The following is a 25,753-nucleotide window of genomic DNA, read 5'->3' on the forward strand; positions in this document are numbered from 1 at the left end:
CCAGGGCGGAACCGCCCTGCGCAGAAAACTGTAGCAGCCCTACGGGCGTGGAAGGTCCATCTTCGGTAACGAATAGACCTTCCCCGCGTCCGTACGGTTCAAACACCGAGCCCGGCGAGCTGTGCCTCCAGCCGCGCGATGTCGGCGGCGGCCTGCTCGGCCCGGCCCCTGACCTTGGCGACGACGTTGTCGGGCGCCTTGGCCATGAACTGCTCGTTGCCCAGCTTGGCGGCCACCTGCTCCGCCTCCTTGCGCGCGGCCGCGAGATCCTTCTCCAGCCGCTTGCGCTCGGCGACGACGTCGATGGCGCCGGCGGTGTCGAGCTCGACGCTCACCCCGCCCACTTCCAAACGCGCCGTCGGCGTGAACGATTCCCCGGGCTCGGTCAGGCGCAGCAGCGACCGCGCGGCGGTCTCCTGCGCCGCGAGCGGCGTGCCGGTCAGGCCCAGCCGGGCCGCCACCTTCTGCCCGGGCTTGAGCCCTTGGTCGGAGCGGAACCGGCGGACCTCCGTCACCAGCTCCTGCAACGCGACGATCTCGGCCTCGGCGGCCGGGTCGGCGTATCGGGGATCGACCGACGGCCACGCGGCCACGACGATCGACTCGCCGCCCGTGACCGCCCGCCACAGCTCCTCGGTGACGAACGGCACCAGCGGGTGCAGCAGCCGCAGCAGCGCGTCGAGCACGTTGCCCAGCACCAGGCGGGTGTGGTCGAGCCCTTCCCCGAGCTGGATCTTGGCCAGCTCCAGGTACCAGTCGCAGACCTCGTCCCACGCGAAGTGGTAGAGCAGGTCGGCGGCCTTGGCGAACTCGAACTCCTCCAGCGCCGCGTCCGCCGCGCCGATCACGGTCTGCAGGCGCGACAGGATCCACCGGTCGGCCGCGGTCAGCTCGGCGCCGTCGAGGGAGCCGGTGGCCGCGCCGTTCATCAGGGCGAAGCGGGTGGCGTTCCAGATCTTGTTGCAGAAGTTGCGGGAGCCGGCCGCCCACTCCTCGCTGACGGCGACGTCCGCGCCGGGGTTGGCGCCGCGCAGCAGGGTGAAGCGGGTGGCGTCGGCGCCGAAGCGCTCGACCCAGTCGAGCGGGTCGACGACGTTGCCGAACGACTTCGACATCTTCTTGCCGTACTGGTCGCGGACCATGCCGTGCAGCGCCACGGTGCGGAACGGCGGCCGGCCGTCCATGGCGTACAGGCCGAACATCATCATCCGGGCGACCCAGAAGAACAGGATGTCGTAGCCGGTGACGAGCACGGTCGTCGGGTAGAAGCGCTCCAGCTCGGGCGTGTGGTCGGGCCAGCCCAGCGTGGAGAACGGCCACAGCCCGGAGGAGAACCAGGTGTCGAGGACGTCCGCGTCCTGGGTGTAGCCGGCGGGCGGGTCCTGGTCGGGGCCGACGCAGACGACCTCGCCGTTCGGGCCGTACCAGACCGGGATGCGGTGGCCCCACCAGAGCTGGCGCGAGATGCACCAGTCGTGCATGTCGTCGACCCAGTCGAAGTAGCGCTTGGCCATCTCCGGCGGGTGGATGCGGGTGCGGCCGTCGCGGACGGCGTCGCCGGCGGCCTTGGCCAGCGGCGCGACGTTGACGAACCACTGCAGCGACAGGCGCGGCTCGACCACGGTCTTGCAGCGCGAGCAGTGGCCGACCGCATGCAGGTAGGGGCGCTTCTCGGCGACGATGCGGCCTTCGGCGCGCAGCGCGGCCACGACGGCGGGCCGGGCCTCGAAGCGGTCGAGCCCCTCGAACGGGCCGTGCGCGGTGATGACGCCGCGCTCGTCCATGATCGTGATGGACGGCAGCGAGTGGCGCCGGCCGATCTCGAAGTCGTTGGGGTCGTGGGCCGGGGTGACCTTGACCGCGCCGGTGCCGAAGGCCGGGTCGACGTGCTCGTCGGCGACCACCGGGATCATGCGGCCGGTCAGCGGCAGCTCGACCATCGTGCCGACCAGGTGCGCGTAGCGCTCGTCGCCCGGGTGCACGGCCACGGCGGTGTCGCCGAGCATGGTCTCGGCCCGGGTGGTGGCGACCACGAGGTCGTCGGAGTAGCGGATCGAGACGAGCTCGCCCTCGTCCTCGCTGTGCTCGACCTCGATGTCGGACAGCGCGGTGTGGCAGCGCGGGCACCAGTTGATGATGCGCTCGGCGCGGTAGATGAGCCCGTCGTCGAACAGGCGCTTGAAGATGGTCTGGACGGCCCGCGACAGGCCGGTGTCCATGGTGAAGCGCTCGCGCGACCAGTCGACGCCGTCGCCCAGCTTGCGCATCTGGCCGAGGATGCGGCCGCCGGACTCCTCCTTCCACTGCCAGACCCGCTCGACGAACGCCTCGCGCCCGAGGTCGTGCCGCGACAGGCCCTCCTTGGCCAGCTCGCGCTCCACGACGTTCTGGGTGGCGATGCCGGCGTGGTCCATGCCGGGCAGCCACAACGTCTCGCGGCCCTGCATGCGGGCGCGGCGGGTGAGCGCGTCCTGGATGGAGTGGTCGAGCGCGTGCCCGATGTGCAGCACGCCCGTCACGTTGGGCGGCGGCAGGACGATGCTGTACGGCTCGCGCGAGCTGCCCGGGTCGGCGCCGAAGTAGCCTTGCGACACCCAGCGCTCGTAGCTGCGGGTCTCGACGTCGGCCGGTGTGTACTGGGTAGGCAGCTCTGGCGTTGTCACAGTGACCAATTCTAGGGACGGCGGCAAGCGGAAAACGCCCCGCTCGCTCGCGGACGGTGTGGGAAAGGCGCCGAAAAGGGCCCTGAAAGCCGGAAGCGCCCGCGTGGCTTGCTGCCACGGGGCGCTCGGCCTGGTCTGACGGGCCCGGTCAGGCCGACTTCTCGCGCGGGGTGCGCTGCTGCTTCACGGCGAGCTGGTCGCGCGGGACGAGCGTCGGGATCGCGTGCTCCAGCACCGATTCGCGGGTGATGACCACGCGGGCGACGTCCTGGCGGGAGGGCACCTCGTACATGACGGACTGAAGCACCTCCTCCAGGATGGCGCGCAGGCCGCGGGCGCCGGTGCCGCGCAGGATGGCCTGGTCGGCGATGGCCTCCAGCGCGCCGTCGGTGAACTCCAGCTCCACCCCGTCGAGCTCGAGCAGCTTGCGGTACTGCTTGACCAGCGCGTTGCGCGGCTCGGTGAGGATCTGGATGAGCGCCTCGCGGTCGAGGTTGTGGACCGAGGTGATGACCGGCAGGCGGCCGACGAACTCGGGGATCATGCCGAACTTCAGCAGGTCCTCCGGCATGACGTCGGCGAAGATGTCGGCGGTGTCGATCTCTTCCTTCGACCGGATGATCGCGTTGAAGCCGATGCCCTTCTTGCCGATGCGCGACTCGATGATCTTTTCCAGACCGGCGAACGCGCCACCGCAGATGAACAGCACGTTGGTGGTGTCGATCTGGATGAACTCCTGGTGCGGGTGCTTGCGGCCGCCCTGCGGAGGCACCGAGGCCGTGGTGCCCTCCAGTATCTTCAGCAGCGCCTGCTGCACGCCCTCACCGGAGACGTCGCGCGTGATCGACGGGTTTTCGCTCTTGCGGGCGATCTTGTCGACCTCGTCGATGTAGATGATGCCGGTCTCGGCCTTCTTGACGTCGTAGTCGGCGGCCTGGATCAGCTTGAGGAGGATGTTCTCGACGTCCTCGCCGACGTAGCCGGCCTCGGTGAGCGCCGTGGCGTCGGCGATGGCGAAGGGCACGTTGAGCATCTTCGCCAGGGTCTGCGCCAGCAGCGTCTTGCCCGAGCCGGTGGGCCCGAGCAACAAGATGTTGCTCTTGGCCAGCTCCAGGCCGTCGTCTCTGCCCCGGTCGCCGGACTGCACCCGCTTGTAGTGGTTGTAAACCGCCACCGAGAGCGCCTTCTTCGCCTTGTCCTGACCGATGACGTAGGCGTCGAGGAACTCGTAGATCTCCCTCGGCTTGGGCAGGTTGTCCCACTTGAGCTCGGAGGACTCCGAGAGCTCCTCCTCGATGATCTCGTTGCAGAGATCGATGCACTCATCGCAGATGTAGACGCCTGGACCGGCAATGAGCTTTTTGACTTGCTTCTGGCTCTTTCCACAGAAAGAGCACTTCAGCAGGTCTCCCCCGTCGCCGATGCGTGCCACCCCAGATACTCCTTTGCGTGGGACCGCCCTGCTCTCGCGAGAGCAGTGTCTCCGGACATCCTCCGGACTTGGCCGAACCGCTCAGGTTTCGACGTTACCGTCTTCTGGGCCCTCAGTGAGCCCCCTAGCGGCGAGTCGCACCGGAACGTGCCCTATTGGGCAGCGCTCCGGTGCGTCACGTCTCGTCTAGGAAGCCACGGCCTGAGCTCGTTTCTTCCTGGACGGGATGATGTCGTCGATCAGACCATACGCCTTTGCCTCGTCCGCGTTGAGAATTTTGTCGCGTTCGATGTCCTTACGGACTTCGGCGGAGGCCTTACCGGTGTGCCGGGCCACGATGTCCTCCAGCAGCGTGCGCATGCGGAGGATCTCGCGGGCCTGGATCTCGATGTCGCTGCCCTGGCCGCCGCCCTCGGTGGACGGCTGGTGGATCAGCACCCGGGCGTTGGGCAGCGCGAAGCGCTTGCCCGGGGTGCCGCCGGCCAGCAGCACGGCCGCGGCGGAGGCGGCCTGGCCGAGGCAGACGGTCTGGATCTCCGGCCGGACGAACTGCATCGTGTCGTAGATCGCCGTCATCGCGGTGAAGGAGCCGCCCGGCGAGTTGATGTAGATGCTGATGTCACGGTCGGGGTCGAGCGACTCCAGCGTGAGGAGCTGGGCCATCACGTCGTTGGCCGACGCGTCGTCGATCTGCACGCCGAGGAAGATGATGCGGTCCTCGAAGAGCTTGTTGTAGGGGTTCATCTCCTTCACGCCGTACGACGTGCGCTCGACGAAGGAGGGGAGAACGTAACGGCTCTGGATGTTCATGTCAGGCTCCCCCTAGGAGACCGGGCCCGCGGAGGGCACCTGTCGCGCGCTGCGGACCACGTGGTCGATGAAGCCGTAGTCCTTGGCCTCCTCTGCCGTGAACCAGCGGTCGCGGTCGGAGTCGGCCTCGATCTGGTCCAGCGACTGCCCGGTGTGGAAGGCGATGCGCTCGGCGAGCGTCTTCTTCACGTAGAGCATCTGCTCGGCCTGGATCGCGATGTCGGCGGCGGTGCCGCCGATGCCGCCCGAGGGCTGGTGCATCATGACCCGCGCGTGCGGCAGGGCGTAGCGCTTGCCCCTGGCGCCCGCGGTGAGCAGGAACTGGCCCATGGACGCGGCCATGCCCATGACCACCGTGGAGACGTCGTTGGGCACGTACTCCATCATGTCGTAGATGGCCATGCCGGCACTCACCGAGCCACCCGGCGAGTTGATGTAGAGCGTGATGTCGCGCTCGGGGTCGTCGGCCGCGAGCAGCAGCAGCTCAGCGCAGATCCGGTTGGCGATCTCGTCGTTGACCTCCTGCCCCAGCACGATGATGCGCTCCCGGAGCAGGCGCTGGTAAAGCTGGTCCTCAAGCCGGAAGGCGGAGCCGTTCTCACGGCCTCGAGACTCAGGCTGATAGAAGGTCGGCGGGCTGGTCACAGCGTCACCTTCCGATGCGTCGTAATCGATTGGCTTTGCTTGTGACCTTAACGCGCGTCGCCCACAGGTCATGCCCGCTCTGCCGGACTGTTCGCTGACGGCGCATGCCCGGCCCCTTGCGAGCCCCGGAGGGAGCGAGGGGCCGTGCGCGGGATGTCCCTGGAGGGCCCTGAGAGGGCGGAGCACGCGGCACGGGCCCGGAGCGGCGGTCCGGAAGGGTCCGGGCCGCCGCGCGTCCGGCAACGGCCGTCTCAGCGCCGCGCCGACGTGGGAGCCGCCAGAGGAAGACCTCAGCCGCCAGAGGAAGACCTCAGAGGAAGACGCGCGCGCGGCCACCGGAAAAGGCGGAGCCCCCGGACGGGTGTCCAGGGGCTCGCGGGGATCGGGTGAGGGCTACGCCTCGGCCTTCTCCTCGGCCTGCTCCTCGGCGGGGGCCTCGTCCTCGACGGGGGCCTCGCCGTTGATCTCGGTGTAGATGGCCTTGAGGTCGACCTCGTTGCCGTCGCTGTCGACGACCTTGGCGGCGTCGCCGATCACGGACTTGGCCTTGTCACGGACGATCTCGACCATGGCCAGCGTGAGCTGGTCGTTGTCGGCCAGGTGCTTGGCCAGCTCGTTGGGCTGGACGCCCATCTCCATGGCGCGGCGCACGACGAAGTTGGTCAGCTCCTGCTCGGAGACGCCCAGCTCCTCGGCCTTGACGATTTTGTCGAGCACGAAGCCGACCTTGAGCGCGCGGGCGGAGTTCTTGTCGAACTCCGCGAAGCGCTCCTCCTCCGTCGTCTGGTAGAGGCGGAAGAAGGCCTCGCGGCTCAGGCCGCTCTCGGCGATCTGGTGGTCGAGGTTGTGCTTGCGGGCGTCGATCTCGGCCTTGAGCGCGCTGTCGGGCAGCGGGATGTCGATCTGGTCGAGCAGCGCGTCGAGCGCCTTCTCCCGGGTCTGCACGACCTGGTCGATGAGCTTGTTGCGGCGGGCCTGCTCGCGGATGCTGGTCTTGAGCTCGTCGAGCGTGTCGAACTCGCTGGCGAGCTGGGCGAACTCGTCGTCAAGCTCGGGCAGCACCTTCTCCTTGACCGACTTGACGTTGATGATGACCTCGGCCTGCTCGCCGGCGTTCTCGCCGCCGACCAGCTCGGTCGTGAAGCTCTTCTCCTCGCCCGCGGACATGCCCTCCAGGGCGTCGTCGAGGCCCTGGAGCACCGAGCCGGCGCCGACCTCGTAGGACACCTCGCTGGCGGCCTGCTCCTCGATGTTCTTGCCGTCGATCTCGGCGCGCAGGTCCATCACGACGTAGTCGCCGCGGGCCGCGGGCCGCTCGACGCCGGTCAGCGTGGCGAAACGCTGGCGCAGCGCGTCGAGCTGGGCGTCGACGTCCTCGTCGGTGACCTCGGCGGAGTCGACGGTGACCTCGATGCCCTGGTAGTCGGGCACGTCGAAGTTGGGCCGGATGTCGACCTCGGCGGTGAACTCGATCTGCTCACCGTCGTCGATCTTCGTGACCTCGATGTCAGGCTGGCTGACCGGGAACACGTCGGCCTCGTCGACGGCCTGGCCGTACAGCTTGGGCACGGCGTCGTTGAGGGTCTCCTCCAGGACGACCGCCCGGCCGAAGCGCTGCTCGATGATGCGGGCCGGGACCTTGCCAGGCCGGAACCCGGGGACGCGCACCTGCTGCGCGACCTTCTTGTACGCCGCATCCATGCTCGGGCGCAGCTCGTCGAACGGCACCTCGACAGTGAGCTTGACCCGCGTGGGGCTGAGCTCCTCGACAGCGGTCTTCACGGAATGGTCTCCTTGATCAAGCTACGAGTGATCGCGGGCGCGTCCATTCGGTCGGCTCACGCGCCGCGCCCACATGTGCGGTGTTGGGCATGCTCCGCCACGGCGGCATCCAACGCCGGTGGTCCAGTCTAGGGCAGATGCACACCCAACCACGACGTCCGCGCGGTCATAGCATTGTCAGAACTCGTCCGCGATCGTCCGCAGCAGCTCGGTCGTCTCGTCCGGCGTGGTGCTGACGGCGCACAGCCGCTCCATGACCTCGCTGTATCGGTCCACGTCCTCGCGCTTGTCCAGGTAGAGGGCGCTGGCGAGCTGTTCGACGTACACCACGTCCGGCAGGTCGGGGTCGGGGAAGCGCAGGATGCTGAACGCCCCTCCCTCCGCGCTGTGCCCGCCGAAGCTGAAGGGCATGATCTGGATCGTGATGTTCGGCTGGCGCATGAGGTCGACGAGGTGCTCCAGCTGAGCCTTCATCACCTCGGCGCCGCCGATGGGGCGGCGGAGCGCCGCCTCGTCGATCACGGCCCAGAAGACCGGCCCGTCCGGCCGGTCGAAGATCCTCTGGCGCTCCAGCCGGAGATCCACCCTCCTGGAGATCTCCTCGGCGCCGATGCCCGCCGCGCCGGCGGTCACCACCGCCCTGGCGTACTCCTTGGTCTGCAGCAGCCCTGGCACGAACTGGACCTCGTAGGTCCTGATCCTGGTGGCGGCCTCCTCGAGGCCGACGTACGCCTGGAACCACGTGGGCAGGACGTCGTTGAACCGGTGCCACCAGCCCGGCTCGTTGGCGGTGGCGACCAGGTCGAGCACGGCGGAGCGGGCTTGCTGGTCCACGACCCCGTACAGGGTCAGCAGGTCGGCCACGTCGCGCTCCTTGAACCCCACCCGGCCCAGCTCCATGCGGCTGATCTTGGATTCGGAGCCCCGGATGAGGTGGCCCGCCTCCTCGCGAGTGACGTTCTTCGCCTCCCTGAGCTTGCGCAGCTGGGAGCCCAGGAGGATGCGCAGCGCCGTCGGCCCGGAACCCGGCTGGTTCTGCGTCACTGTGCCTCCTATCAAGGTCCGCACCACACAGTGACACCACATCGCCTGGTATGACAAGGTCTCAGCCGGGTGTCCGATTCGCTGCTGACAACCCGTAAAACGGTGCTTGCTACTGCACATTGCGTCTGCACGTGCATTTGGGTCTTGCAGCCGCCGCCGTCGTGACCCATGATGGCTTAGTGCATATTGGGCCAAACATGCACTAACCAAGGCTTTACGGGGAGGTATCGGCGGCATGGTAGAGGACCCTCTGGCCACTGCCGATTGCCTGCAGATCACCCGCGAGGTCGGCTTCGACCGGTTGCTCATGGGGCACGCCGGCAAGTCGTTCACCACCTCGTGCCCGCTGCCCTTCCAGGCCGACTCGGTGAAGACCGCCAGGGACGTCACCCGCTCCACCCTCAGGGGCTGGGGGCTGAACGACCTGAGCGACGACGCCGCCCTCGTGGTCTCGGAGCTGGTGACGAACGCGGTCCGCTACGCGATGCGGGCCTCCGGGCGGCGCGAGATCGAGCTGCTGCTCATGCGGGTCACGCCCCACGTGCTGCTGGCCGTGGCCGACCCGAGCGACGAGGTGCCGCGCCGCAAGGAGCCCGACTTCATCTCCGAGAACGGCCGCGGGCTCTACATCGTCGAGACCTACAGCCAGAGCTGGGGCTGGGACCGGCTGGCCCGGGGCGGCAAGGCCGTCTGGGCGCTGTTCCGCACCGAGTCCTGACCGGCCTCCCCGGCCGCCTGTCTCCCGTCAGTCCCCCGTCAGTCGCCCGTCGCGCCGTCGATGCGCTCGCGCAGCAGGTCGGCGTGGCCGTTGTGGCGGGCGTACTCCTCGATCATGTGGACCAGGATCCAGCGGTGCGTGCACTCGCGGCCGTTGCGGTCGCCCACGGCCTCCAGGGGCTTGGCGGCGGAGATCGCGCGGGCCCGCTCGACCTCGTCGCGCCAGGTCGCGAACGCCTCCTCCACCGAGGCGGTGTCGACCTCGTTGAAGTCGGCGTCGTTGTCGCGGTCCTTGTCCCACAGCTTGGGGACGTCCTCGCCGTTCAGCACGCGGCGGAACCACGCGCGCTCGACGTGCGCCATGTGCCGGACCAGCCCGAGCAGGGAGAGCGTGGACGGCGGCGCGCTGCGCAGGCGCAGCTGCTCGTCGCTCAGGCCCTCGCATTTGTAGACGAGGGTGGCGCGGTGCCATTCGAGCCAGTTGCCGAGCACGGTGCGCTCGTCCCCGGTGAGCGGGGGCGGGATACGGGAGTCTGTCACGGGATCCGACCTTATCGCGCGCTCTGAGCACGGTGTCCGGTCTGCAGGACGCGGCAGACCGCCTCGCGCACGCCGTCGTCCCGTACCTTGCCGACGAAGTCCTCGGGCGTGCCGCCGCACAGGCGGCGCAGCTCCGGCGAGGCGTCGAGGAGGTCCTGGATCAGGACGCGTTGCGGGGCGAGCCGCCGGGGCGCGCCCCCGGGGCCGGCCAGGCAGCCGTGCCTGCCGGTGTAGACCGAGACGGGCGGGCGGCGCAGGCCGGACTCCAGCGTGACGGGCCGGTCCAGGAGGCGGCGCTCGTAGTTGGGCTCGGTGAGGTCGAGGGCGGCGAGCTGGCGCTCGTCCAGCCAGAGCACGAACAGCCGGGAGGTCTCCCCCGGCGTGCCGATCGGCGCGGCGGGCACGTAGCCCCACCTGCTGACGTGCGCCGACACCCCCGGCGCGACACCGGGGACGTCGGCGAGCGTCATCGGCACGACCGGGCGCACGGCGTGGCCGCGGAACTTGCGCAGCAGCTGGCCGGGCGCGGCGTTCGAGCCGACCGCGGCCACCGGATGACGCTCGGCCATCGGCGCGAACCCGCCGCCGGCCAGGAGCGCGGCGAGGCTCCGGCCGCCCGCCTCCCACTCCTCCGGGCCGCGCCCGGCGGCGGGGCGCAGCGGCAGGTACGCCGCGTCGAACAGCACGCCCGAGGTCGCCGGGATCCGGCCGGGATAGGTGAGCGGGCGCGCGATCGGGTCGTCCGCGAACAGCGGCGTGCCCACCGGATCACCCGCCCAGCCGGGCCTCGGCGCGGGTCGTCCACCTGTAGACCCACTCGGGGGCGAGCACCCGCTCCTGGACGATCAGCGCCACCCGGTCCACCTCGACCTCGGCGGGGCCGGCGGTCACGGCGCGCAGCGCCTCCTCGTACGGCCCGGCCGACCCCGGGGCGCCCGCGTAGGTGAGGCTGACGTGCGGCCAGAAGCCCCCCGCCGGCTCCGGCACCGGCGTCACGGCGGCGATCCCGGCCCGGACCTCGTCCCTGAGGCGGCGCACCGCGTCGGCGGGCGCCGGCTCCAGGACCACCCCTTCCCCGGCCACCGCCGCCCGGTGGAAGGTCAGCGTGAACGGCGGGAGCCGCCGCAGCCGCACGGCGACCGCCGCCGCCACGGCGTCGAGGCGCGTGGGCGGCACCTCGTCCGCCCAGCCCACGGACTGCATGGTCAGGTGCAGCCAGCGGACCGGGACCGGGTGGTGGCCGGGCACCCGCGCCAGCGCCTCCTGGTAGCGCTCCGCCAGGCGGTGCAGGCGGGGAGCGCGTTCGAAGGTCAGGTGCCAGGTGCAGGCCAGCCGGCCGGGGCGCCAGCCCTCGCGCGGCCACCAGTGCGCGCGTACCTCGTCCGCCACCGGCGGCACCTCCTTCGGCCTGCTCCGGGACGCCGCCATTCTCCCAGCCGCCCGGCGGGTCAGGAGCGGGGCGGCGTGACGTGCAGGACGATCACGCCGGACGGCAGGGACCGGGCCTCGGGGCGGGCCCCTCGATGTCCGGAATCTCAGTTCATCGAGATGTGGACGTGGTCGTAGTGGTTCTCGGTGACGCTGCCGCGGTCGGACATCGCGCGCCAGCCGGAGCCCGAGTTGATGCGCTGCTTCCAGATCACGTACTTGATGCCGAGCTTGTCCTGGTTCTGCAGGGCCCAGGCGGCGATGCGGTCGCCGAGGGCGCTGTCGGCGGCGGTGGGCATGGTGCCGCCGGAGCTCATCATGAAGTCGCAGGCCCGGCCGAGCGGGTGCTCGCCGCTGGAGCCGGCGCGGAAGCAGCCCACGCTGAACGGCAGCGCGAAGTTCTTCTCCACCTGCGCGCGCATGAGGCGGGTGCGCGGGGTGATGTTGTCCGTCCCTGAGGGCAGCTCGGGGGCCCAGCTTCCGTCGGAGTTGCGGCCGGTGCCGTACGGGACGAGGTCGGCCAGCTTCTCCTTGATGTCGTCGATGACGTCCTCGGCCTTCTTCCGCTGCTCGGCGACCGTGGCCGCGTCGCCGCGGATCCTGGTCGCCAGCGCCTGGGCCTCGGCGGCGGCCTTCTTCTTCTCGTCGCGGGCCTTGGCCACGCCCTGGACCAGCGCCTCCTGCTCGGTGATGAGCTGCCCGAGCACGGCCGCGCTGGCGCCGTCCAGCATGAAGCCCGGCACCGGGGGGTTGCCGTTCTGGTAGCGGAGGCGGGCGAGCTCGGCGACGCGCTGCTCAGAGGCGGCCAGCGTGCGCTCGGCGGCGGCCAGGCGCTCCTTGGCGGCGCTCGCGGCCTCCTGGGCCTTGGCCAGCTCGACGCGCTTGAGGTTGTACTGCTCGATGAGCTTGTCGACCTTGGTGTTGAGCTGCTTGAGCTGGGCCCGCAGCTCCGACTCCTCGGGCTTCGGCGCGGCGGCCGCCGTCCGTGCCCCGGCGAGGGCCGGAGCCGCCGGGAGGACGGCGAGGGTGGCGAGGACGGTGACGAGGCCGGTCACCAGGCTGATGGCAAGGGGCGCGGGGGACGGAGCCGCCACGTGCTGATGTTCCTCTCCCTGAGCCGGCCGGGTTAGCTGACGGGTTCGGGCGTGAGAGTGTCGTCCCTACCACCGAAGTGGATTCACCCCAGGTGCGGTGGGTCCCCGGCTCCCGGGCGACGCGCCCGGGATTAGGCGTGCAACGGCTGTTACCGCCGGTACATATGGGGATATTAATGGTAGATCACGAGTCATGCGACCCCAAGTAGAAATCCATTAGTGATCAAGTTGTGATCGGAGCAGGCGCGCCGCCTCCTCCGGCAGCACGTCGTTGACGAAGGCGCCCATCGCCGACTCCGACCCCGCCAGGTACTTCAGCTTCTCCGGCGCCCGCCTGATGCTGAACAGCTCCAGGTGCAGGTACGCCAGGTCGCGCCCCTCACGCACGGGCGCCTGGTGCCAGGCCGAGATGTACGGCATCACCACGCCGAACAACCCGTCGAAGGCCCGCAGCACCGAGGTGTAGAGCGGCGCGAACGCGGCCCGCTCGGCGTCGCTCAGCGCGGGCAGGTCGGGCACCTGCCGGTGCGGATACACGTGCACCTCGAACGGCCAGCGCGCGGCGGCCGGCACGAACGCCGTCCAGTGCTCGTTCGCGGTCACGACGCGGGTGCCCGCCGCCCGCTCGGCGGCGAGGACGTCGGCGAACAGGTTGCCCGCCCCCCGGTGCCGGGCGGCCGCGCCGAGGTGCAGCTTGGTGCGCGGGGTGACGTACGGGTAGGCGTAGATCTGCCCGTGCGGGTGCGCGAGCGTGATGCCGATCTCCGAGCCCCGGTTCTCGAAGCAGAACACCTGCTCCACGCCCTCGATGCCGGACAGCTCCGCGGTGCGGTCGGCCCACGCCTCCATGACCAGCTCGACACGGTCGTCGGACAGGCGGGAGAAGCTGGAGTCGTGGTCGGAGGTGAAGCAGACGACCTCGCAGCGGCCGGCGCCGGGACGGACCGCGCTGAGGCCGCCGACCTCCTCATAAGTCCCGAAATTTCGGGAGAAGGAGGGGAAACGGTTCTCGAAGACCACCACGTCGTAGTCGTCCGCCGGGATCTCCGTCGACCGGCCCTCCCTCGACGGGCACAGCGGGCACTCGGCGGCCGTGCCCGTCGGCTGGAACGTCCGCGTCTGCCGGTGCCCGGCGATCGCGACCCACTCCTCCGTCAGCGGGTCGTAGCGCAGCTCGGAGGCCACCGGCCGGGGGCCCAGCTCGCGCCGGTCCACCGCGCTGCGGTCGGCGTCGTCGCGCCGGTCGAAGTAGATGAGCTCCCGGCCGTCGGCCAGGTGGGTGATGGTGCGCTTCAAAGCGAGCCCTCTTCCGCGATGATGAGTTCTCCGGCCCGGTCGGCCAGCTCGGTGCGTGCGTCCTGCGGCAGCCCCGCGTCGCTGATGACCACGTCGGCCTCGCTCAGCTCGGCGATGGTGCTGATGCCGACCGTGTTCCACTTGGTGTGGTCGGCCGGGACCACCAGGCGGCCGGCCGCCGCCACCAGCTCCCTGTCGGTCTCCGACTCCAGCAGGTTGGGCGTGGTGAACCCGGCCCGCACGCTCATCCCGTGGACGCCGAGGAAGAGCGTGTCCACGTGCAGGCGGCGGATCGCGGCCACCGCGACCGGGCCCACCAACGCGTCGGAGGGGGTGCGCACCCCGCCGGTCAGCACGACCGTGCGGTCGGCGCGCGGGCTGCGGTGGAAGACCTCGGCGACGGGGATGGAGTTGGTGATCACGGTGAGCTCGGGCACGCTCACGAGGTGGTGGGCGAGGGCCCACGTGGTGGTGCCGGCCGACAGCGCGACGGCGGTGCCCGGCCGGACGAGGCGGGCGGCGCGGCGGGCGATGGCCTGCTTCTCCGGCTGCTGGCGGGCGGACTTGGCGGTGAAGCCCGGCTCCTCGGTGGAGCCGGGGCCGAGGGCGGTCGCGCCGCCGTGCACCTTCTCCAGCAGGCCGCGCTCGGCCAGCACCTCCAGGTCGCGGCGGATGGTCATGTCGGAGACGCCGAGCTCGCGGACGAGGTCGGCCACCCGTACGCCGCCGTTGCTGCGTACGCGCTCCAGGATCGCCTGCTGACGCTGCTGTGCGAGCACCCCAGCTCCTTCCAACAGATTCCACCAAATTATGACACGAATATGTTGGGGGAATGTTAGTTCGGCAGGACCCCTTGCCTGGTCGGCGCGGCGGCGGGACTGTGGGGATCACTGCCGGACCCCGAGCGCGGGAGGCGAGCTTATGGCCAGGCGGGCACGCAAGGGCAGGGCGCGCAAGAAGAAGAAGGCGAACCACGGCAAGCGCCCCACCGCACGCTAGGAGCCGGGTGGCCGCCCGGCGGCCACCCGGTCCCGTCAGCCGGGAAGCTCGGTCAGCGCCTGGTCGATGCGCTCCTGCGGCAGCGTGTGGTCCTCCATGCGGTCCCCCATGAAGCGGTCGTAGGCCGCGAGGTCGAAGTGGCCGTGGCCGCACAATGCGGTGAGGATGACCTTCTCCTCGCCGCTCTCCTTGCAGCGCAGGGCCTCCGCGATGGTCTCGGCCAGGGCGTGGGTGGGCTCGGGCGCCGGGACGATCCCCTCAGTGCGGGCGAAGCGGACACCGGCCGCGAAGCACTCGTTCTGGGCGCGGGTGACGGCCTCGAACAGGCCCAGCTCGTACATGTGCGACAGCAGCGGCGACATACCGTGATAGCGCAGGCCGCCCGCGTGGATCGGGTCCGGCACGAACGAGTGGCCGAGCGTGTGCATCTTGAGCAGCGGCGTCAGGCCGGCGGTGTCGCCGAAGTCGTAGGCGTACACGCCGCGCGTGAACGACGGGCAGGCGGCCGGCTCGACCGCGCGGAAGACGGTGCCGATGCGGCCGGCCAGCTTCTCGCGCAGGAACGGGAACATCAGGCCCGCGAAGTTGGAGCCGCCGCCGGTGCAGCCGATCACCAGGTCGGGCATCTCGGGAAGCTGCTCCAGGGCCTCCTCGCCGATGAGCGTCTGGTGCATGAGCACGTGGTTCAGCACCGAGCCGAGCGCGTAACGGGCGTCGGGGGTCGCGGCGGCCACCTCGACGGCCTCGCTGATCGCGATGCCGAGGCTGCCCGGCGAGTCGGGGTCGCCGGCCAGGACCTTGCTGCCCGCGCCGGTCACCGGGGACGGGCTCGCGTGCACCGTCGCGCCGTACACCTGCATGAGGGAGCGGCGATAGGGCTTCTGGTCGTAGGAGGCGCGGACCATCCAGACCTGACACTCCAGGTCGAACTGGGAGCAGGCGAACGCCAGCGCCGACCCCCACTGCCCCGCCCCGGTCTCGGTGGTGAGCAGCCGGACGCCCTCGCGGGCGTTGTAGTACGCCTGGGGCACGGCCGTGTTCGGCTTGTGGGAGCCGGCCGGGGAGACGCCCTCGTACTTGTAGTAGATCCTGGCCGACGTCCCGAGGGCCTTCTCCAGGCGGCGGGCCCGGATCAGCGGCGTCGGCCGCCAGAGCCGGTAGACCTCCAGGACCTCCTCCGGGATCGGCACGAACCGCTCGGTGGCGACCTCCTGGGCGATCAGCCCCATCGGGAACAGTGGGGCCAGGTCGTCGGGCCCGACGGGCTCGCGCGTGACGGGATGCAGCGGCGGAGGCGGCGGAGCGGGCAGGTCGGGGACGATGTTGTACCAGTTGCTGGGGATCACCGTTTCAGTCTGCGCCGGTCACGCACCGCGATCCAGTGGCGCGCCGGGGATCAGCCTGCGACCAGGACCGCCGGCCGGTCGGGGTGATCGGCCCTGACGACGACGTCGGCCGCCTGCTGGGGGCGGGCCTCCCGCTCGTAGCGCTCGTAGGCGGGCAGCCGCCACCGCTCCTCCTCAGGCGTGCGGCGGGCGAGCGCGCCCGGGGACAGCCACAGGTGCACGGCGACGTCGAACGCCAGGCCGTGCCCCAGCAGCAGCGTGCCGTCCAGCAGCACCACGCCGCCCGGCGGCAGCTCCTCGTACGGCGTGCGGTAGGCCCGGTCCACCCGGCTGTCCCACAACGCCGGCAGCACCCGCCCCGAGCCGCCCGGGTCCAGCGGCTCCAGCACCTCCCGGCGCAGCGCCTTGACGTCGAGCCAGTCCTCGTAGAACGCGTCGGGGTCCGTCCTGCCGTGCTCCAGGCGCAGCGAGGCGGGACGCAGGAAGTCGGCGGCGGACACGCGCAGCACGGGCCGCCCGCGCAGCCGCAGCGGCGCCACCAGGTCGTCGGCCAGCGCGCCGGGCCGCGCGGCGGGAGCTCCGTCGACGGCCACCCGCACCCAGGCGTCGCGGGGCCGGGCCGCGATCAACTCGGTCAGCTCCTCCACCAGGACGTCATGGGAGATCGGTCGCGCGCGCATCATCCCCTCCACCCTACGATCACCGCGCTCCGGCCACCACGCGAACGGCCCGGCCATGAGCCGGCCGGGGAATGGGCTCCATGCCCTGATCACGCACGCAGGGCCAGGCTCCCGGCGACGGGACGACCTGGCCCTTCGGACATCTGGAGCGGACGACGGGAATCGAACCCGCGTAGCTAGTTTGGAAGACTAGGGCTCTACCATTGAGCTACGTCCGCGCGAACCGGTCGAACTCTGGTCTAGACTTCATCCGGTCGTCAGGGCGTAAGCGTACCGGAGTCGCGGGGCGCATGCGCACTCGGCGGTGCGGGGCGTGGCGCAGCTTGGCAGCGCGCTTGCTTTGGGAGCAAGAAGTCGCAGGTTCAAATCCTGTCGCCCCGACCAGCCGGAAGGCCCCTCCCGAGCCGGGAGGGGCCTTCCGTCGCGTGCGGGGGCGTCAGCCGGTGAGGGTGAGCGGGTTGACGAGGTCGGCGTAGACCAGCAGGCCCGCCATCACCATCATGACCAGCGCGATCGCGTACGTCAGCGGCAGCACCTTGGCGATGTCCACGTACTTCGGCTCCGGCCGCCGCATGATCCGGGCGTAGGCCCGCTTGATGCCCTCCCAGATGCCGCCGGCGATGTGGCCGCCGTCCAGGGGCAGCAGCGGGATGAGGTTGAACATGCCGATCGCGAGGTTGAAGCCGGCCAGCAGGTTGACGAAGATGGCGATCTTCTTCTCGTTGGACAGGTCGCTGGCGAGGATCTCGCCGCCCATGCGGCCCGCGCCGACGACGCCGACCGGGCCCTCGGGGTCGCGCTGCTCGCCGGAGAAGGCCGCGTGCCAGACGCCGACCATCTTCTCCGGCAGGTTGAGCAGGGAGCCCGCCACGCGGCCGGTCAGCTCGCCCATGTAGCCGATGACCGCGCCGATGCTCTGGCGCTGCATGACCTCGGTCGGCAGCACGCCGAGGAAGCCGACGTTCCTGTCGATCTTCTTCGGGTCCTGGAGGTTGGGGCGGTCCTGGGCGATGAGGGTGACGTCGAGCGTCAGCGGCCGGCCGTCGCGGACGACGCCGAGCCTGACCGGGCCCGGGCCGTGCGAGCGGATGAGGCGGGTGGCGTCGTCCCAGGAGCCGATCTTCTGGTTGTCGAAGGAGACGATGCGGTCGCCGGGCTTGAGGCCGGCCTGCGCGGCCGGGGTGGGCCGGTCGGTGGGCTTGCAGGTGTCGCGCTGCTCGCTCACCGGGATGACGCACGTGGACGTCTCGGGCGAGACGATCGGGGCCCAGGTGGGCAGGCCGATGCCGACCAGCAGGATGCTGAAGAAGACGAACGCGAGCACGAAGTTCATCAGCGGCCCGCCGGACATGATGATGACCTTCTGCCACCACTTCTTGCGGTAGAAGACGCGGTCCTCGTCGCCGGGCCGCACCTCTTCCTGGGCGGCGTCCCTGGCCGACTCGATGAGGCCCTGCCAGGGGCCGGTGGCGGTGCTGCGCAGCTTGCCGGGGTCGTCGCCGGGACGCGGCGGCAGCATGCCGATCATGCGGATGTAGCCGCCGAACGGGATCCACTTGATGCCGTACTCGGTCTCGCCTCTGCGCCGGGACCAGGCGGTCGAGCCGAAGCCGACCATGTACTGGGTGACCTTCACACCGAAGATCTTGGCGGGCACGAGATGGCCGATCTCGTGCAACGCGATGGAGAACATCAACCCGAACAGGAAGATGAGGATCCCCACCAGATAGAGCCAGTTCATCTAGGCGCGCTCCAGGGCAAGGCGGACGGTCCCGACAGCTTCAGGGTAGTCGAAGTCGTCCGTCCTCAAGGGTCTGCCGTGTTTTGGGACACCATTGACACTGCGTGATCGTCCGATCACTCTGAGAGGCGACGAAGGGGGACGTCTTGATCAGGATCCTGATTGCCGAACACCTGCCCTTGGTGCGCCGCGGCCTGCTCGCGACGCTGGGCGCCGAGCCGGGCCTGCTGGTGGTGGCCGAGGTCGGGCACGCCGACGAGGTGGCGCCGGCGGCGCGGGCGAGCGCTCCCGACGTGGCGGTGGTCGATCTCGACCTGCCGGGCCCGCCCGTGGTGGCCGAACTGGCCGAGCGCCTGCCGGTCTGCCGGACGCTGATCCTGTCGGCGCTGCCCGACCCCGGTCAGGTGCGGAAGGTGCTGGCGGGGCCGGCGCTCGGGTTCATGAGCCTGCGGGTGGCGCCGGAGCGGCTGGCCGACGCGGTGCGCCAGGTGGCGGCGGGGTCGCGGGCGATCGAGGCGGAGCTGGCCGTGGCGGCCCTGCGCTCCGAGAGCAACCCGCTGACCCGGCGCGAGCTCGACGTGCTGCGCATCGCCGCGGAGGGGGCGCGCTCGACGGAGATCGCCGACCAGCTCTTCCTGTCGGTGGGCACGGTGCGCAACCACCTGTCGCGCATCATGTGCAAGACCGGCGCGCGCAACCGGGTGGACGCGGTGCGCATCGCCAGCGACTCGGGGTGGCTGTAAGGGGCGGGCGGGGCGCCGGTGGAGCCGCGCCGCTCCGCCGGTGCCCCGGTCATTCAGAGGATTCCAGCCCTCCCGGGCCGCGTGCCAGTGACCTTCCTCACGACCTGACCCATGGCGAACGTCACGGTCAGGGCCGCCAGATGAGCACCAGCGCGCAGTCGTCGTTGTGCCCGGAGGCCATGGCGTTGACGAGGGCGCGGGCGCCGTCGCGGAAGCCCGAGGGCAGCAGCCGGTCGGCCTCGCCGAGCAGCCGGTCGAGCCCGGCGTCGATGTCGCGGCCCGGCTGCTCGATCAGCCCGTCGGTGAACAGCAGCAGCGCGTCGCCCTTGCGCAGCGTGCCGGTGTCGGGCTCGCAGTGCAGGTCGGGCACGACGCCGAGCACGACGCCCTTGGCCGAGGCGACCTGCCAGCTGCCGGTGCCGGCGTCGAACTTGACCACCGGCGGGTGCCCGGCCGAGGTGATCGTGTAGTCGCCGGTGGCCAGGTCGAGGCGCAGGTGCACGGCCGTCACGAAGCCCTCGTCGCCCCGCTGCCTGTGCAGGTAGGAGTTGCAGGCGGGCAGGAAGTCGTCGACCGAGCCGAGCAGCCCGCCGAACGTGCCGGACAGCAGCAGCGCCCTGGTGCCGGCGTCCACGCCCTTGCCCGAGACGTCGACCAGGGCGATCTCGACGGTGTCGCCGTCGCGCATGGAGACCAGGAAGTCGCCGCCGAAGGAGGAGCCGCCGGCCTGCTTGAGCACCACCTTGGCGCCCCAGTCCTTGGGCAGCGGCGGCAGCTCGCCCTGGCTCTTGAGCCGGTCGCGCAGCTCCAGCAGCATCGCGTCGCCGCGCAGCCCCTGCACGCCCAGCTTGCCCCGGGTGCGGGCCATGAGCACGGCGAGCACGGTGGTGAAGCCGATCGTCACCAGGAGCCCCAGCCCGACGCGGCCCGCGCCGAGCGTGGCCGCGACGTAGCCGAGCGCGGCGCCGACGGCCACGAGCAGCGCGACGAGGCTGCGCAGGCGCAGCTGCAGCCCGCCGACCAGGGTGACCAGGATGAGCAGCGACGGCGAGAACCACTCGGTGGAGACCTCGGCGGCCAGCACCCCGATGAGCAGCGCGAGCACGGCGAGGGTGATGAGCAGGTTGCGGTCGCGGGCGAGCGGGCCCCTGCGGACGAAGCGGACGGCGGACACGAGAAAGGGCACCCGCACCAGCACGGCGCGGACCCGTGGCGGGATCAGCGGCGCCGGACGGGAACTCATGATGCGCCTGACTGTATCGGTCCGAATCGGGTTTGGGCAGTCCACTTGACCAAGGCCTTGATCACTACGTGGCGATATTCGGTGGCTCTTCCCCTTTGCCCGCTCATACCGTGGACGGATGAGCTTTTCCATCCGCCCGATCGCCGAGTCCGAGTGGTCCGCCTACGTCCGCGTGCTCGACGAGGGCTTCGGCTGGACCACCCCTCCGGGCCTGGCCGAGCGCTTCAAGTCGGAGACCGAGTTCGACCGGACGCTCGCCGTCTTCGACGGGGACGTCATGATCGGCACCACCGGCGTCCTCAGCTTCGGCATGGCCGTGCCGGGCGGCACGACGCGCCCGGTGGCGGGGGTCACGGCCGTGAGCGTGCTGCCCTCGCACCGGCGTCGCGGCGTGTTGTCGCAGATGATGCGCCGCCAGCTCGCCGACGTGCGCGAGCGGGGCGAGGCGGTCGCCGCGCTGTACGCCTCGGAGTCGGCCATCTACGGCCGCTTCGGCTACGGCAGGGCGGCGAGCGAGCTGTCGTTCCGGATCGGCACGCGCGCCTCGGCGTTCGTGGCGGGCGCGCCGTCGGACCCGTCGCTGCGGCTCAGGATCGCCCGGCCGGCCGACGTGCGGGCGGACCTGGAGCGGCTGTTCGCGTCGGTGGTGACCGCCCGGCCGGGGCGCTACGGGCGCAACGCCGCCCTCTGGGACGGCACGCTGGGCGACGAGGAGTTCGACCAGCGCGGCTTGGGCTCGCTGCGCTGCGTGCTGGCCGAGGACGACCGGGGCGTGCGCGGCTACGCGCTGTTCCGGGTCAAGACGGCCTGGGACGACAACGGCATGCCGGACGGCGAGCTGCACCTGCGGGAGCTGGAGGCGGCCGACCCGGCGGCGTACGCGCTGCTGTGGCGCAACGTGCTGGACCGCGACCTGGTCAGCACGGTGCGGGCCGGCAGCAGGCCGGTGGACGACCCGCTGCAGGCGCTGCTGGCCGACCCCCGGCAGCTCCGCGCGACCTGGGGCGACGAGCTGTGGGTCCGCCTGGTGGAGGTGGACCGCGCGCTGACCGGCCGCGCGTACGCGGCCCCGGTGGACCTGGTGATCGAGGTCGAGGACGACGTGTGCCCGTGGAACGCGGGCCGCTGGCGGCTGACCGCCGACGCCGCCGGCGCGGAGTGCAAGCAGGTCGAGGACGAGCCGGACCTCACGGTGCCGGTGGCCGCGCTGGGGTCGGCGTACCTGGGCGACGGCCAGCTCGGCCCGCTGCTGGCCGCCGGGCTGCTGCGCGAGCACAACCCGGGCGCGGTGCGCGCGCTCGCCACCGCGATGTCCTGGAGCCCCAAACCGTGGGCGGGCCGCGTCTTCTAGACGTAGCCTCAAGTCATGGCGTTGCAGAGCTTGCAGATCACCGCGACGATCGCGATGCGCGCCCGCGAGGTGTCGCGGCCGTCGAAGGAGCAGCAGGAGGCCGCCGACCGGCGGCCCCTGCGCGACGAGATGCCCCGGCGCGAGGCCAGGCGGAGGCCCCAGGGCTAGCGCCCGCTACGGCAGCGGCGGGAGCTGGCCGATCGTCTCGTAGGAGGCGAGCTGCGCGATGCGCCGGCTGTGGCGCTCGCTGCCGGAGAAGGCCGTGCCCAGGAACACCTCGGCGAAGCGGGTGGCCTCGTCGAGGGAGTGCATGCGCGCCCCGATGCTGACGACGTTGGCGTTGTTGTGCTCGCGCGCCAGCTGGGCGGTCTCCTCGCTCCAGGCCAGGGCGGCGCGGATGCCGCGCACCTTGTTGGCGGCGATCTGCTCGCCGTTGCCCGAGCCGCCGATGACGATGCCCAGGCTGGCCGGGTCGCCGGCGACGCCCTCGGCGGCGCGCAGCACGAACGCCGGGTAGTCGTCCTCGGCGTCGTAGACGAAGGGACCGCAGTCGGTCACCTCGTGCCCGTGGTCCTTGAGCCAGGACACGAGGTGGTTCTTGAGCTCATAGCCGGCATGGTCGGCACCGATGTAGACACGCACCCGCCCAGTCTTCCACAGCCACACGGATACGGCTCGCTCGCTAGAGTAAGGACCAGACCCGAGATCCAGTCCTTACGTGAGGCAGGAACCATGCGAGAGATCCGCGTCATCGGCGATCCCGTGCTGCGCACGCCCGCCGAGCCGGTCACGGACTTCGACCGCGAGCTGCGCCGCCTGATCGAGGAGATGTTCCAGGCGATGTACGCGGTCGACGGCGTGGGCCTGGCCGGCCCGCAGGTCGGCGTGTCGCGGCGGTTGTTCGTCTACGACGTCAACAACCGCAAGGGCCACGTGATCAACCCGGTGCTCACCGTGGACGACCCCGAGGAGATCGTGGACGAGGAGGGCTGCCTGTCGGTGCCCGACCGGCAGACCGGCCGGCCGATCTACGCGCCCGTCGCGCGCGCGTCCGGCGTGACGGTGGAGGGGCTGGACCGGCTGCAGCGGCCGGTGCGCGTCCGGGCCAGGGGCACGCTGGCGCGCTGCTTCCAGCACGAGTGCGAGCACCTCGACGGCAAGCTGTACGTGGACCGCCTGCCGCGGAACGACGCGCGCAAGATCATGCTGCGCGCGTAGGTTGGCGGCATGAGCGTACTCGCCGGGAAGGGCGCGTTGGTCACGGGAGGCTCCAGGGGCATCGGCAGGGCCGTCGTGGAGCGGTTGCGCAGGGACGGCGCGGAGGTCGTCTTCTGCTACGAGCGGTCGGAGGAGGCCGCGCGGAGGGTGGCGAAGGAGACCGGCGCGGTCGCGGTGCGCGCCGACCTCGCCGACCGGGGCGACCTGGAGCGGCTGTTCGCCGAGGCGGAGGCGCGGCTGCCGGGGCTCGACGTCCTGGTCAACAACGCGGCCTCCGCCGCCGGGCAGAAGCCCATGGTGGACGTCACGGACGACGACTACGAGCGTTCGTTCGCGGTAAACGTGCGCGCGGTGTTCCTCGCCATGCAGTGGGCCGCCAGGGTGATGCGCGGCGACGGGCGCATCATCAACATCTCCTCGGTCAACACCCGGGTGCCCGCCCCCATGCTGACGCTCTACTGCGGCGGCAAGGGCGCGATCGAGCAGTTCGCCAAGGTGGCGGCCAGGGAGCTCGGCGCCCGCGGGATCACCGTCAACGTGGTCTCCTCCGGCGCCACCGACACCGACATGCTGCGCGGCGCCAACCCGCCGGAGGCGCTGGTGCAGACGGAGGCGTTCACCGCGCTGCGGCGGCTGGGCCGGCCGGACGACATCGCCTCGGTGGTGGCGTTCCTGGCCGGGCCCGACGGGCGGTGGGTGACCGGCCAGAACATCATCGCCAGCGGCGGGCTGCTGGTCTGACAGTGATGCCCGCGCGTCAGAGCTGCAGCGACTTGATCTCCAGGAACTCCTCCAGGCCGTGCTCGCCGAGCTCGCGGCCGATGCCCGACTGCTTGTAGCCGCCGAAGGGGGCAAGCGGGTTGAACCGGCCGCCGTTGACGGCCACCTGGCCGGTGCGGAGGCGCCTCGCGACCTCGACGGCGCGCTCCTCGCTGCCCGCCCAGACGGCGCCGGCCAGGCCGTAGCGGGTGCCGTTGGCGATCTCGACGGCTTTGTCCTCGGTGGTGTACGGGATCAGCGACAACACCGGGCCGAAGATCTCCTCCTGCTCGATCGTCATGCCCGGCTCCACGCCCGCGAACACGGTGGGCTCGACGAAGTAGCCGCGCTCGTAAGGCCGGTCGGTGCCGCCGGCCACCAGCCGGGCGCCCTCCTCCTGGCCGCGGTTGATGAAGCGGACCACCCGGTCGCGCTGGACCTGCGAGACCAGCGGGCCGACGCGGGTGGCCTCGTCGAACGGGTCGCCCACGGTGTAGCCGCGGGCGGCCTCGACGGCCAGGCGGACGGCCTCGTCGTACTGGTCGCGGTGGACGATCATCCGGGTCCAGGCCGAGCAGGTCTGGCCGGCGTTGACGAAGCAGTTGGCCACGCCCACCTTGACCGCGGCCTTGAGGTCGGCGTCGGGCAGGATGACGTTGGCGGACTTGCCGCCCAGTTCGAGCGCGACCCGCTTGACCGACTCGGCGGCGAGCGCGGAGACCCGGCGGCCGGCCGCGGTGGAGCCGGTGAAGGAGACCATGTCGACCTCGGGGTGGGCGGCCATGGCCTCGCCGACGACCGGGCCGCGCCCGCTCAGCAGGTTGAACACGCCCGGCGGCAGGCCCACCTCGGCGAGGATGTCGGCCAGCGCGTACGCGGCCAGCGGCGCGACCTCGCTCGGCTTGAGCACGACCGTGCACCCGGCGGCCAGCGCCGCGCCCACCTTGCAGACGATCTGGTGCAGCGGGTAGTTCCACGGCGTGATGGCCGCGACCACCCCGATGGGCTCCTTGACCACCAGGGAGTTGCCGACGCGCTCCTCGCGAGGATGGCTCTCCGCGAGGCGGGCGAAGGAGGCGAGGACCCCCGCGGGCATGAGGGTCTGCACCTTGAGCGCGAAGCCGAGCGGCGACCCCATGTCGGTGGCGATGGTCCTGGCGATGTCGTCGGCGCGCTGTTTCAGCAGTTCGGCCGCGTCGGCGAGCAGTTTGCCGCGTTCCGCGGGGGCGGTGGCGGACCAGGAGGGGAAGGCTCTCCTGGCCGCGGCCACCGCCGACTCCACGTCGTCGGGGGAGCCGGCGGGCACGCGGTCGATGACCTCTTCCGTGGCCGGGTTCACGACCTCGATGGGCTCGTCGGACGCCGAGGCGATCCAGGAGCCGCCGATGTACAGCTGACGCATGGCCCCCATCCTGACAGTGGTTCGCGGCCTTAGCGAGGGCGCGTCCTGAGCCGGGGATAAGGATTCTCCACCGCCATCAGGTTCTTTCCCACCGTCGAGTGCGTCAAATGCGCTGACAGGACGGATATGTCAGTCGAATTGCGGACGCCGGGTGCGGGTGCGCTTCAGCTCGAAGAAGTCGTCGAACTCCGTCACCGCCAGCACGCCGTCCCAGAGGCGGCCGGCGTCCTCGCCGCGGATGATCCTGGTGATGACCGGCCCGAAGAAGGCGTTGGGGCCGACGCGGATGATCGGGGTGCCGACCTCCTGGCCGACGAGCGTGATGCCCTCGTCGTGGGAGGCGCGGATCCGCTCGTCCCACTCCTCGGAGTCCATGGCGTCGGCGAGGTGCGGGTCGAGGCCGACGGCCTCCAGCGCGGCCTCGTTGACCTCGCGCAGCCTGGCCGGGTCCTTGATGCCCTGGTCGTGCAGGCGGGTGCCGAGCTCGGTGTAGAGCCGGCCGACGTACTCCTCGCCGTGCTTGGCGGCGGCCGCGGCCACGACGCGCACGGAGCCGTGGGCCTTGAGCGCGCGTTCCTTGTATTCCGCGGGGACGTCCTTGCCCTCATTGAGGTAGTGGAGCGACATGAAACGGAAGCGGGGCTCGATGGGCCGAACCTTCTCGACTTCGAGCAGCCATCGTGACGTTACCCATGCAAAGGGACAGGAAGGATCGAACCAGAGGTCCACGGGAGTCTTCTCAGCCATGTGTGGCCATAACCTGAGGTGGTTCGGATCCTATTCCCGGCGTGACAGGATACCGACAACCCCGACGAAGCGG

At 70.9% G+C, this 25,753-nt stretch carries 26 protein-coding genes, 2 tRNA genes and 1 riboswitch; of the genes, 8 read left to right on the plus strand and 20 right to left on the minus strand.

Features of this window, described 5'->3' with window-relative positions; genetic code table 11:
- Nucleotides 1–98: 98 nt before the first annotated feature.
- The 6 genes from MF672_RS29620 to MF672_RS29645 all read right to left on the minus strand — a co-directional run bounded on the left by MF672_RS29620 (nucleotide 99) and on the right by MF672_RS29645 (nucleotide 8,376).
- Complete coding sequence (locus tag MF672_RS29620) at nucleotides 99–2,672, minus strand: valine--tRNA ligase (RefSeq protein ID WP_242381106.1); 2,574 nt, start codon at nucleotides 2,670–2,672, stop codon at nucleotides 99–101.
- A gap of 139 nt (nucleotides 2,673–2,811) precedes the next feature.
- Nucleotides 2,812–4,095, minus strand: coding sequence for an ATP-dependent Clp protease ATP-binding subunit ClpX (gene clpX, locus MF672_RS29625; RefSeq protein WP_020542172.1), 1,284 nt, complete (start codon nucleotides 4,093–4,095; stop codon nucleotides 2,812–2,814).
- A 186-nt stretch (nucleotides 4,096–4,281) separates the two neighbouring features.
- Complete coding sequence (locus MF672_RS29630; protein WP_091093959.1) at nucleotides 4,282–4,905, minus strand: ATP-dependent Clp protease proteolytic subunit; 624 nt, start codon at nucleotides 4,903–4,905, stop codon at nucleotides 4,282–4,284.
- Between the two features lie 12 nt (nucleotides 4,906–4,917).
- Nucleotides 4,918–5,550 (minus strand): ClpP family protease, encoded by a 633-nt coding sequence (locus MF672_RS29635; protein WP_302893277.1) that lies wholly within the window; start codon nucleotides 5,548–5,550, stop codon nucleotides 4,918–4,920.
- Between the two features lie 393 nt (nucleotides 5,551–5,943).
- Entirely contained in the window at nucleotides 5,944–7,332 is a 1,389-nt protein-coding gene (gene tig, locus MF672_RS29640; RefSeq protein WP_242381107.1) for a trigger factor, read from the minus strand.
- Between the two features lie 177 nt (nucleotides 7,333–7,509).
- Nucleotides 7,510–8,376 carry a Sco1979 family transcriptional regulator gene (locus tag MF672_RS29645; RefSeq protein ID WP_242381108.1) on the minus strand — a complete coding sequence of 289 codons (867 nt, stop codon included), beginning with the start codon at nucleotides 8,374–8,376 and terminating at the stop codon, nucleotides 7,510–7,512.
- 235 nt (nucleotides 8,377–8,611) lie between these two features.
- On the opposite strand from MF672_RS29645, the gene MF672_RS29650 reads away from it, so the two are divergent.
- Nucleotides 8,612–9,094 (plus strand): ATP-binding protein, encoded by a 483-nt coding sequence (locus MF672_RS29650; RefSeq protein WP_242381109.1) that lies wholly within the window; start codon nucleotides 8,612–8,614, stop codon nucleotides 9,092–9,094.
- Nucleotides 9,095–9,132: 38 nt separating this feature from the next.
- Here the strand turns inward: MF672_RS29650 and MF672_RS29655 are convergent, their stop codons facing one another.
- From MF672_RS29655 to MF672_RS29680, 6 genes are all read right to left on the minus strand, one after another.
- Nucleotides 9,133–9,633: a DinB family protein gene (locus tag MF672_RS29655; protein WP_242381110.1), complete on the minus strand. Its 501-nt coding sequence runs from the start codon at nucleotides 9,631–9,633 to the stop codon at nucleotides 9,133–9,135.
- 11 nt (nucleotides 9,634–9,644) lie between these two features.
- Nucleotides 9,645–10,397: a hypothetical protein gene (locus MF672_RS29660; protein ID WP_242381111.1), complete on the minus strand. Its 753-nt coding sequence runs from the start codon at nucleotides 10,395–10,397 to the stop codon at nucleotides 9,645–9,647.
- A gap of 4 nt (nucleotides 10,398–10,401) precedes the next feature.
- Nucleotides 10,402–11,022: a 2'-5' RNA ligase family protein gene (locus tag MF672_RS29665; protein ID WP_242381112.1), complete on the minus strand. Its 621-nt coding sequence runs from the start codon at nucleotides 11,020–11,022 to the stop codon at nucleotides 10,402–10,404.
- A gap of 146 nt (nucleotides 11,023–11,168) precedes the next feature.
- Entirely contained in the window at nucleotides 11,169–12,155 is a 987-nt protein-coding gene (locus MF672_RS29670; RefSeq protein ID WP_242381113.1) for a VldE C-terminal domain-containing protein, read from the minus strand.
- A gap of 7 nt (nucleotides 12,156–12,162) precedes the next feature.
- Nucleotides 12,163–12,303, minus strand: a riboswitch (cyclic di-AMP (ydaO/yuaA leader).
- Nucleotides 12,304–12,371: 68 nt separating this feature from the next.
- Nucleotides 12,372–13,451: a galactose-1-phosphate uridylyltransferase gene (galT, locus tag MF672_RS29675; protein ID WP_242381114.1), complete on the minus strand. Its 1,080-nt coding sequence runs from the start codon at nucleotides 13,449–13,451 to the stop codon at nucleotides 12,372–12,374.
- Nucleotides 13,448–14,230: a DeoR/GlpR family DNA-binding transcription regulator gene (locus MF672_RS29680; protein ID WP_242381115.1), complete on the minus strand. Its 783-nt coding sequence runs from the start codon at nucleotides 14,228–14,230 to the stop codon at nucleotides 13,448–13,450. Before MF672_RS29680 ends, galT begins: the two co-directional genes overlap by 4 nt.
- 142 nt (nucleotides 14,231–14,372) lie before the next feature.
- Between MF672_RS29680 and MF672_RS52245 the strand changes: the two genes are divergently transcribed.
- Complete coding sequence (locus tag MF672_RS52245) at nucleotides 14,373–14,450, plus strand: 50S ribosomal protein bL37 (protein ID WP_372513659.1); 78 nt, start codon at nucleotides 14,373–14,375, stop codon at nucleotides 14,448–14,450.
- A gap of 35 nt (nucleotides 14,451–14,485) precedes the next feature.
- On the opposite strand, the gene MF672_RS29685 is transcribed toward MF672_RS52245, so the two are convergent.
- The 3 genes from MF672_RS29685 to MF672_RS29695 form a co-directional block, all read right to left on the minus strand.
- Nucleotides 14,486–15,796 (minus strand): TrpB-like pyridoxal phosphate-dependent enzyme, encoded by a 1,311-nt coding sequence (locus MF672_RS29685; RefSeq protein ID WP_242381116.1) that lies wholly within the window; start codon nucleotides 15,794–15,796, stop codon nucleotides 14,486–14,488.
- 50 nt (nucleotides 15,797–15,846) lie between these two features.
- Nucleotides 15,847–16,479: a nucleoside/nucleotide kinase family protein gene (locus MF672_RS29690; protein ID WP_242381117.1), complete on the minus strand. Its 633-nt coding sequence runs from the start codon at nucleotides 16,477–16,479 to the stop codon at nucleotides 15,847–15,849.
- A 141-nt stretch (nucleotides 16,480–16,620) separates the two neighbouring features.
- Nucleotides 16,621–16,694, minus strand: a tRNA-Gly gene (locus MF672_RS29695).
- 89 nt (nucleotides 16,695–16,783) lie between these two features.
- On the opposite strand from MF672_RS29695, the gene MF672_RS29700 reads away from it, so the two are divergent.
- Nucleotides 16,784–16,860 (plus strand) — tRNA-Pro (locus MF672_RS29700).
- 52 nt (nucleotides 16,861–16,912) lie between these two features.
- Here MF672_RS29700 and MF672_RS29705 read toward each other — a convergent pair.
- Complete coding sequence (locus tag MF672_RS29705) at nucleotides 16,913–18,217, minus strand: M50 family metallopeptidase (RefSeq protein ID WP_242381118.1); 1,305 nt, start codon at nucleotides 18,215–18,217, stop codon at nucleotides 16,913–16,915.
- A 146-nt stretch (nucleotides 18,218–18,363) separates the two neighbouring features.
- Here MF672_RS29705 and MF672_RS29710 point away from each other — a divergent pair, with 146 nt between their 5' ends.
- Nucleotides 18,364–18,960, plus strand: a complete 597-nt coding sequence (locus MF672_RS29710; protein ID WP_242381119.1) for a response regulator transcription factor — start codon at nucleotides 18,364–18,366, stop codon at nucleotides 18,958–18,960.
- Nucleotides 18,961–19,087: 127 nt separating this feature from the next.
- On the opposite strand, the gene MF672_RS29715 is transcribed toward MF672_RS29710, so the two are convergent.
- Nucleotides 19,088–20,203, minus strand: a complete 1,116-nt coding sequence (locus tag MF672_RS29715) for a PP2C family protein-serine/threonine phosphatase (RefSeq protein ID WP_242381120.1) — start codon at nucleotides 20,201–20,203, stop codon at nucleotides 19,088–19,090.
- A 118-nt stretch (nucleotides 20,204–20,321) separates the two neighbouring features.
- Between MF672_RS29715 and MF672_RS29720 the strand changes: the two genes are divergently transcribed.
- Together MF672_RS29720 and MF672_RS29725 are read left to right on the plus strand one after the other, a co-directional pair.
- Complete coding sequence (locus MF672_RS29720) at nucleotides 20,322–21,554, plus strand: GNAT family N-acetyltransferase (protein WP_242381121.1); 1,233 nt, start codon at nucleotides 20,322–20,324, stop codon at nucleotides 21,552–21,554.
- Between the two features lie 15 nt (nucleotides 21,555–21,569).
- Nucleotides 21,570–21,722: a hypothetical protein gene (locus tag MF672_RS29725; protein WP_242381122.1), complete on the plus strand. Its 153-nt coding sequence runs from the start codon at nucleotides 21,570–21,572 to the stop codon at nucleotides 21,720–21,722.
- A gap of 6 nt (nucleotides 21,723–21,728) precedes the next feature.
- Here the strand turns inward: MF672_RS29725 and MF672_RS29730 are convergent, their stop codons facing one another.
- On the minus strand, nucleotides 21,729–22,196 hold the full coding sequence (locus MF672_RS29730; protein WP_242381123.1) for a ribose-5-phosphate isomerase: 468 nt from the start codon (nucleotides 22,194–22,196) through the stop codon (nucleotides 21,729–21,731).
- A 90-nt stretch (nucleotides 22,197–22,286) separates the two neighbouring features.
- On the opposite strand from MF672_RS29730, the gene def reads away from it, so the two are divergent.
- Both def and MF672_RS29740 read left to right on the plus strand, forming a co-directional pair.
- Nucleotides 22,287–22,772, plus strand: coding sequence for a peptide deformylase (gene def / locus MF672_RS29735; protein WP_242381124.1), 486 nt, complete (start codon nucleotides 22,287–22,289; stop codon nucleotides 22,770–22,772).
- Nucleotides 22,773–22,781: 9 nt separating this feature from the next.
- The gene (locus tag MF672_RS29740; RefSeq protein WP_242381125.1) at nucleotides 22,782–23,513 is read left to right on the plus strand and encodes an SDR family oxidoreductase; all 732 of its coding nucleotides are present in this window, start codon (nucleotides 22,782–22,784) and stop codon (nucleotides 23,511–23,513) included.
- Nucleotides 23,514–23,529: 16 nt separating this feature from the next.
- On the opposite strand, the gene MF672_RS29745 is transcribed toward MF672_RS29740, so the two are convergent.
- Complete coding sequence (locus tag MF672_RS29745; protein WP_242381126.1) at nucleotides 23,530–24,933, minus strand: aldehyde dehydrogenase family protein; 1,404 nt, start codon at nucleotides 24,931–24,933, stop codon at nucleotides 23,530–23,532.
- A 129-nt stretch (nucleotides 24,934–25,062) separates the two neighbouring features.
- Nucleotides 25,063–25,680: a mycothiol-dependent nitroreductase Rv2466c family protein gene (locus tag MF672_RS29750; protein ID WP_242381127.1), complete on the minus strand. Its 618-nt coding sequence runs from the start codon at nucleotides 25,678–25,680 to the stop codon at nucleotides 25,063–25,065.
- Nucleotides 25,681–25,753: the final 73 nt, after the last annotated feature.

It is taken from the genome of Actinomadura luzonensis (genome assembly GCF_022664455.2).
GTDB classification, from domain to species: domain Bacteria; phylum Actinomycetota; class Actinomycetes; order Streptosporangiales; family Streptosporangiaceae; genus Nonomuraea; species Nonomuraea luzonensis.

What these genes read in the sequence shown, in the direction of transcription:
- MF672_RS29740 (WP_242381125.1), top strand. Translation starts at nt 22,782, where the DNA reads ATGAGCGTACTCGCCGGGAAGGGCGCGTTGGTCACGGGAGGCTCCAGG.
- MF672_RS29705 (WP_242381118.1), bottom strand. Translation starts at nt 18,217, where the DNA reads ATGAACTGGCTCTATCTGGTGGGGATCCTCATCTTCCTGTTCGGGTTG.
- MF672_RS29725 (WP_242381122.1), top strand. Translation starts at nt 21,570, where the DNA reads ATGGCGTTGCAGAGCTTGCAGATCACCGCGACGATCGCGATGCGCGCC.
- MF672_RS29715 (WP_242381120.1), bottom strand. Translation starts at nt 20,203, where the DNA reads ATGAGTTCCCGTCCGGCGCCGCTGATCCCGCCACGGGTCCGCGCCGTG.
- MF672_RS52245 (WP_372513659.1), top strand. Translation starts at nt 14,373, where the DNA reads ATGGCCAGGCGGGCACGCAAGGGCAGGGCGCGCAAGAAGAAGAAGGCG.
- MF672_RS29745 (WP_242381126.1), bottom strand. Translation starts at nt 24,933, where the DNA reads ATGCGTCAGCTGTACATCGGCGGCTCCTGGATCGCCTCGGCGTCCGAC.
- MF672_RS29630 (WP_091093959.1), bottom strand. Translation starts at nt 4,905, where the DNA reads ATGAACATCCAGAGCCGTTACGTTCTCCCCTCCTTCGTCGAGCGCACG.
- MF672_RS29720 (WP_242381121.1), top strand. Translation starts at nt 20,322, where the DNA reads ATGAGCTTTTCCATCCGCCCGATCGCCGAGTCCGAGTGGTCCGCCTAC.
- MF672_RS29650 (WP_242381109.1), top strand. Translation starts at nt 8,612, where the DNA reads ATGGTAGAGGACCCTCTGGCCACTGCCGATTGCCTGCAGATCACCCGC.
- MF672_RS29690 (WP_242381117.1), bottom strand. Translation starts at nt 16,479, where the DNA reads ATGATGCGCGCGCGACCGATCTCCCATGACGTCCTGGTGGAGGAGCTG.
- def (WP_242381124.1), top strand. Translation starts at nt 22,287, where the DNA reads ATGCGAGAGATCCGCGTCATCGGCGATCCCGTGCTGCGCACGCCCGCC.
- MF672_RS29750 (WP_242381127.1), bottom strand. Translation starts at nt 25,680, where the DNA reads ATGGCTGAGAAGACTCCCGTGGACCTCTGGTTCGATCCTTCCTGTCCC.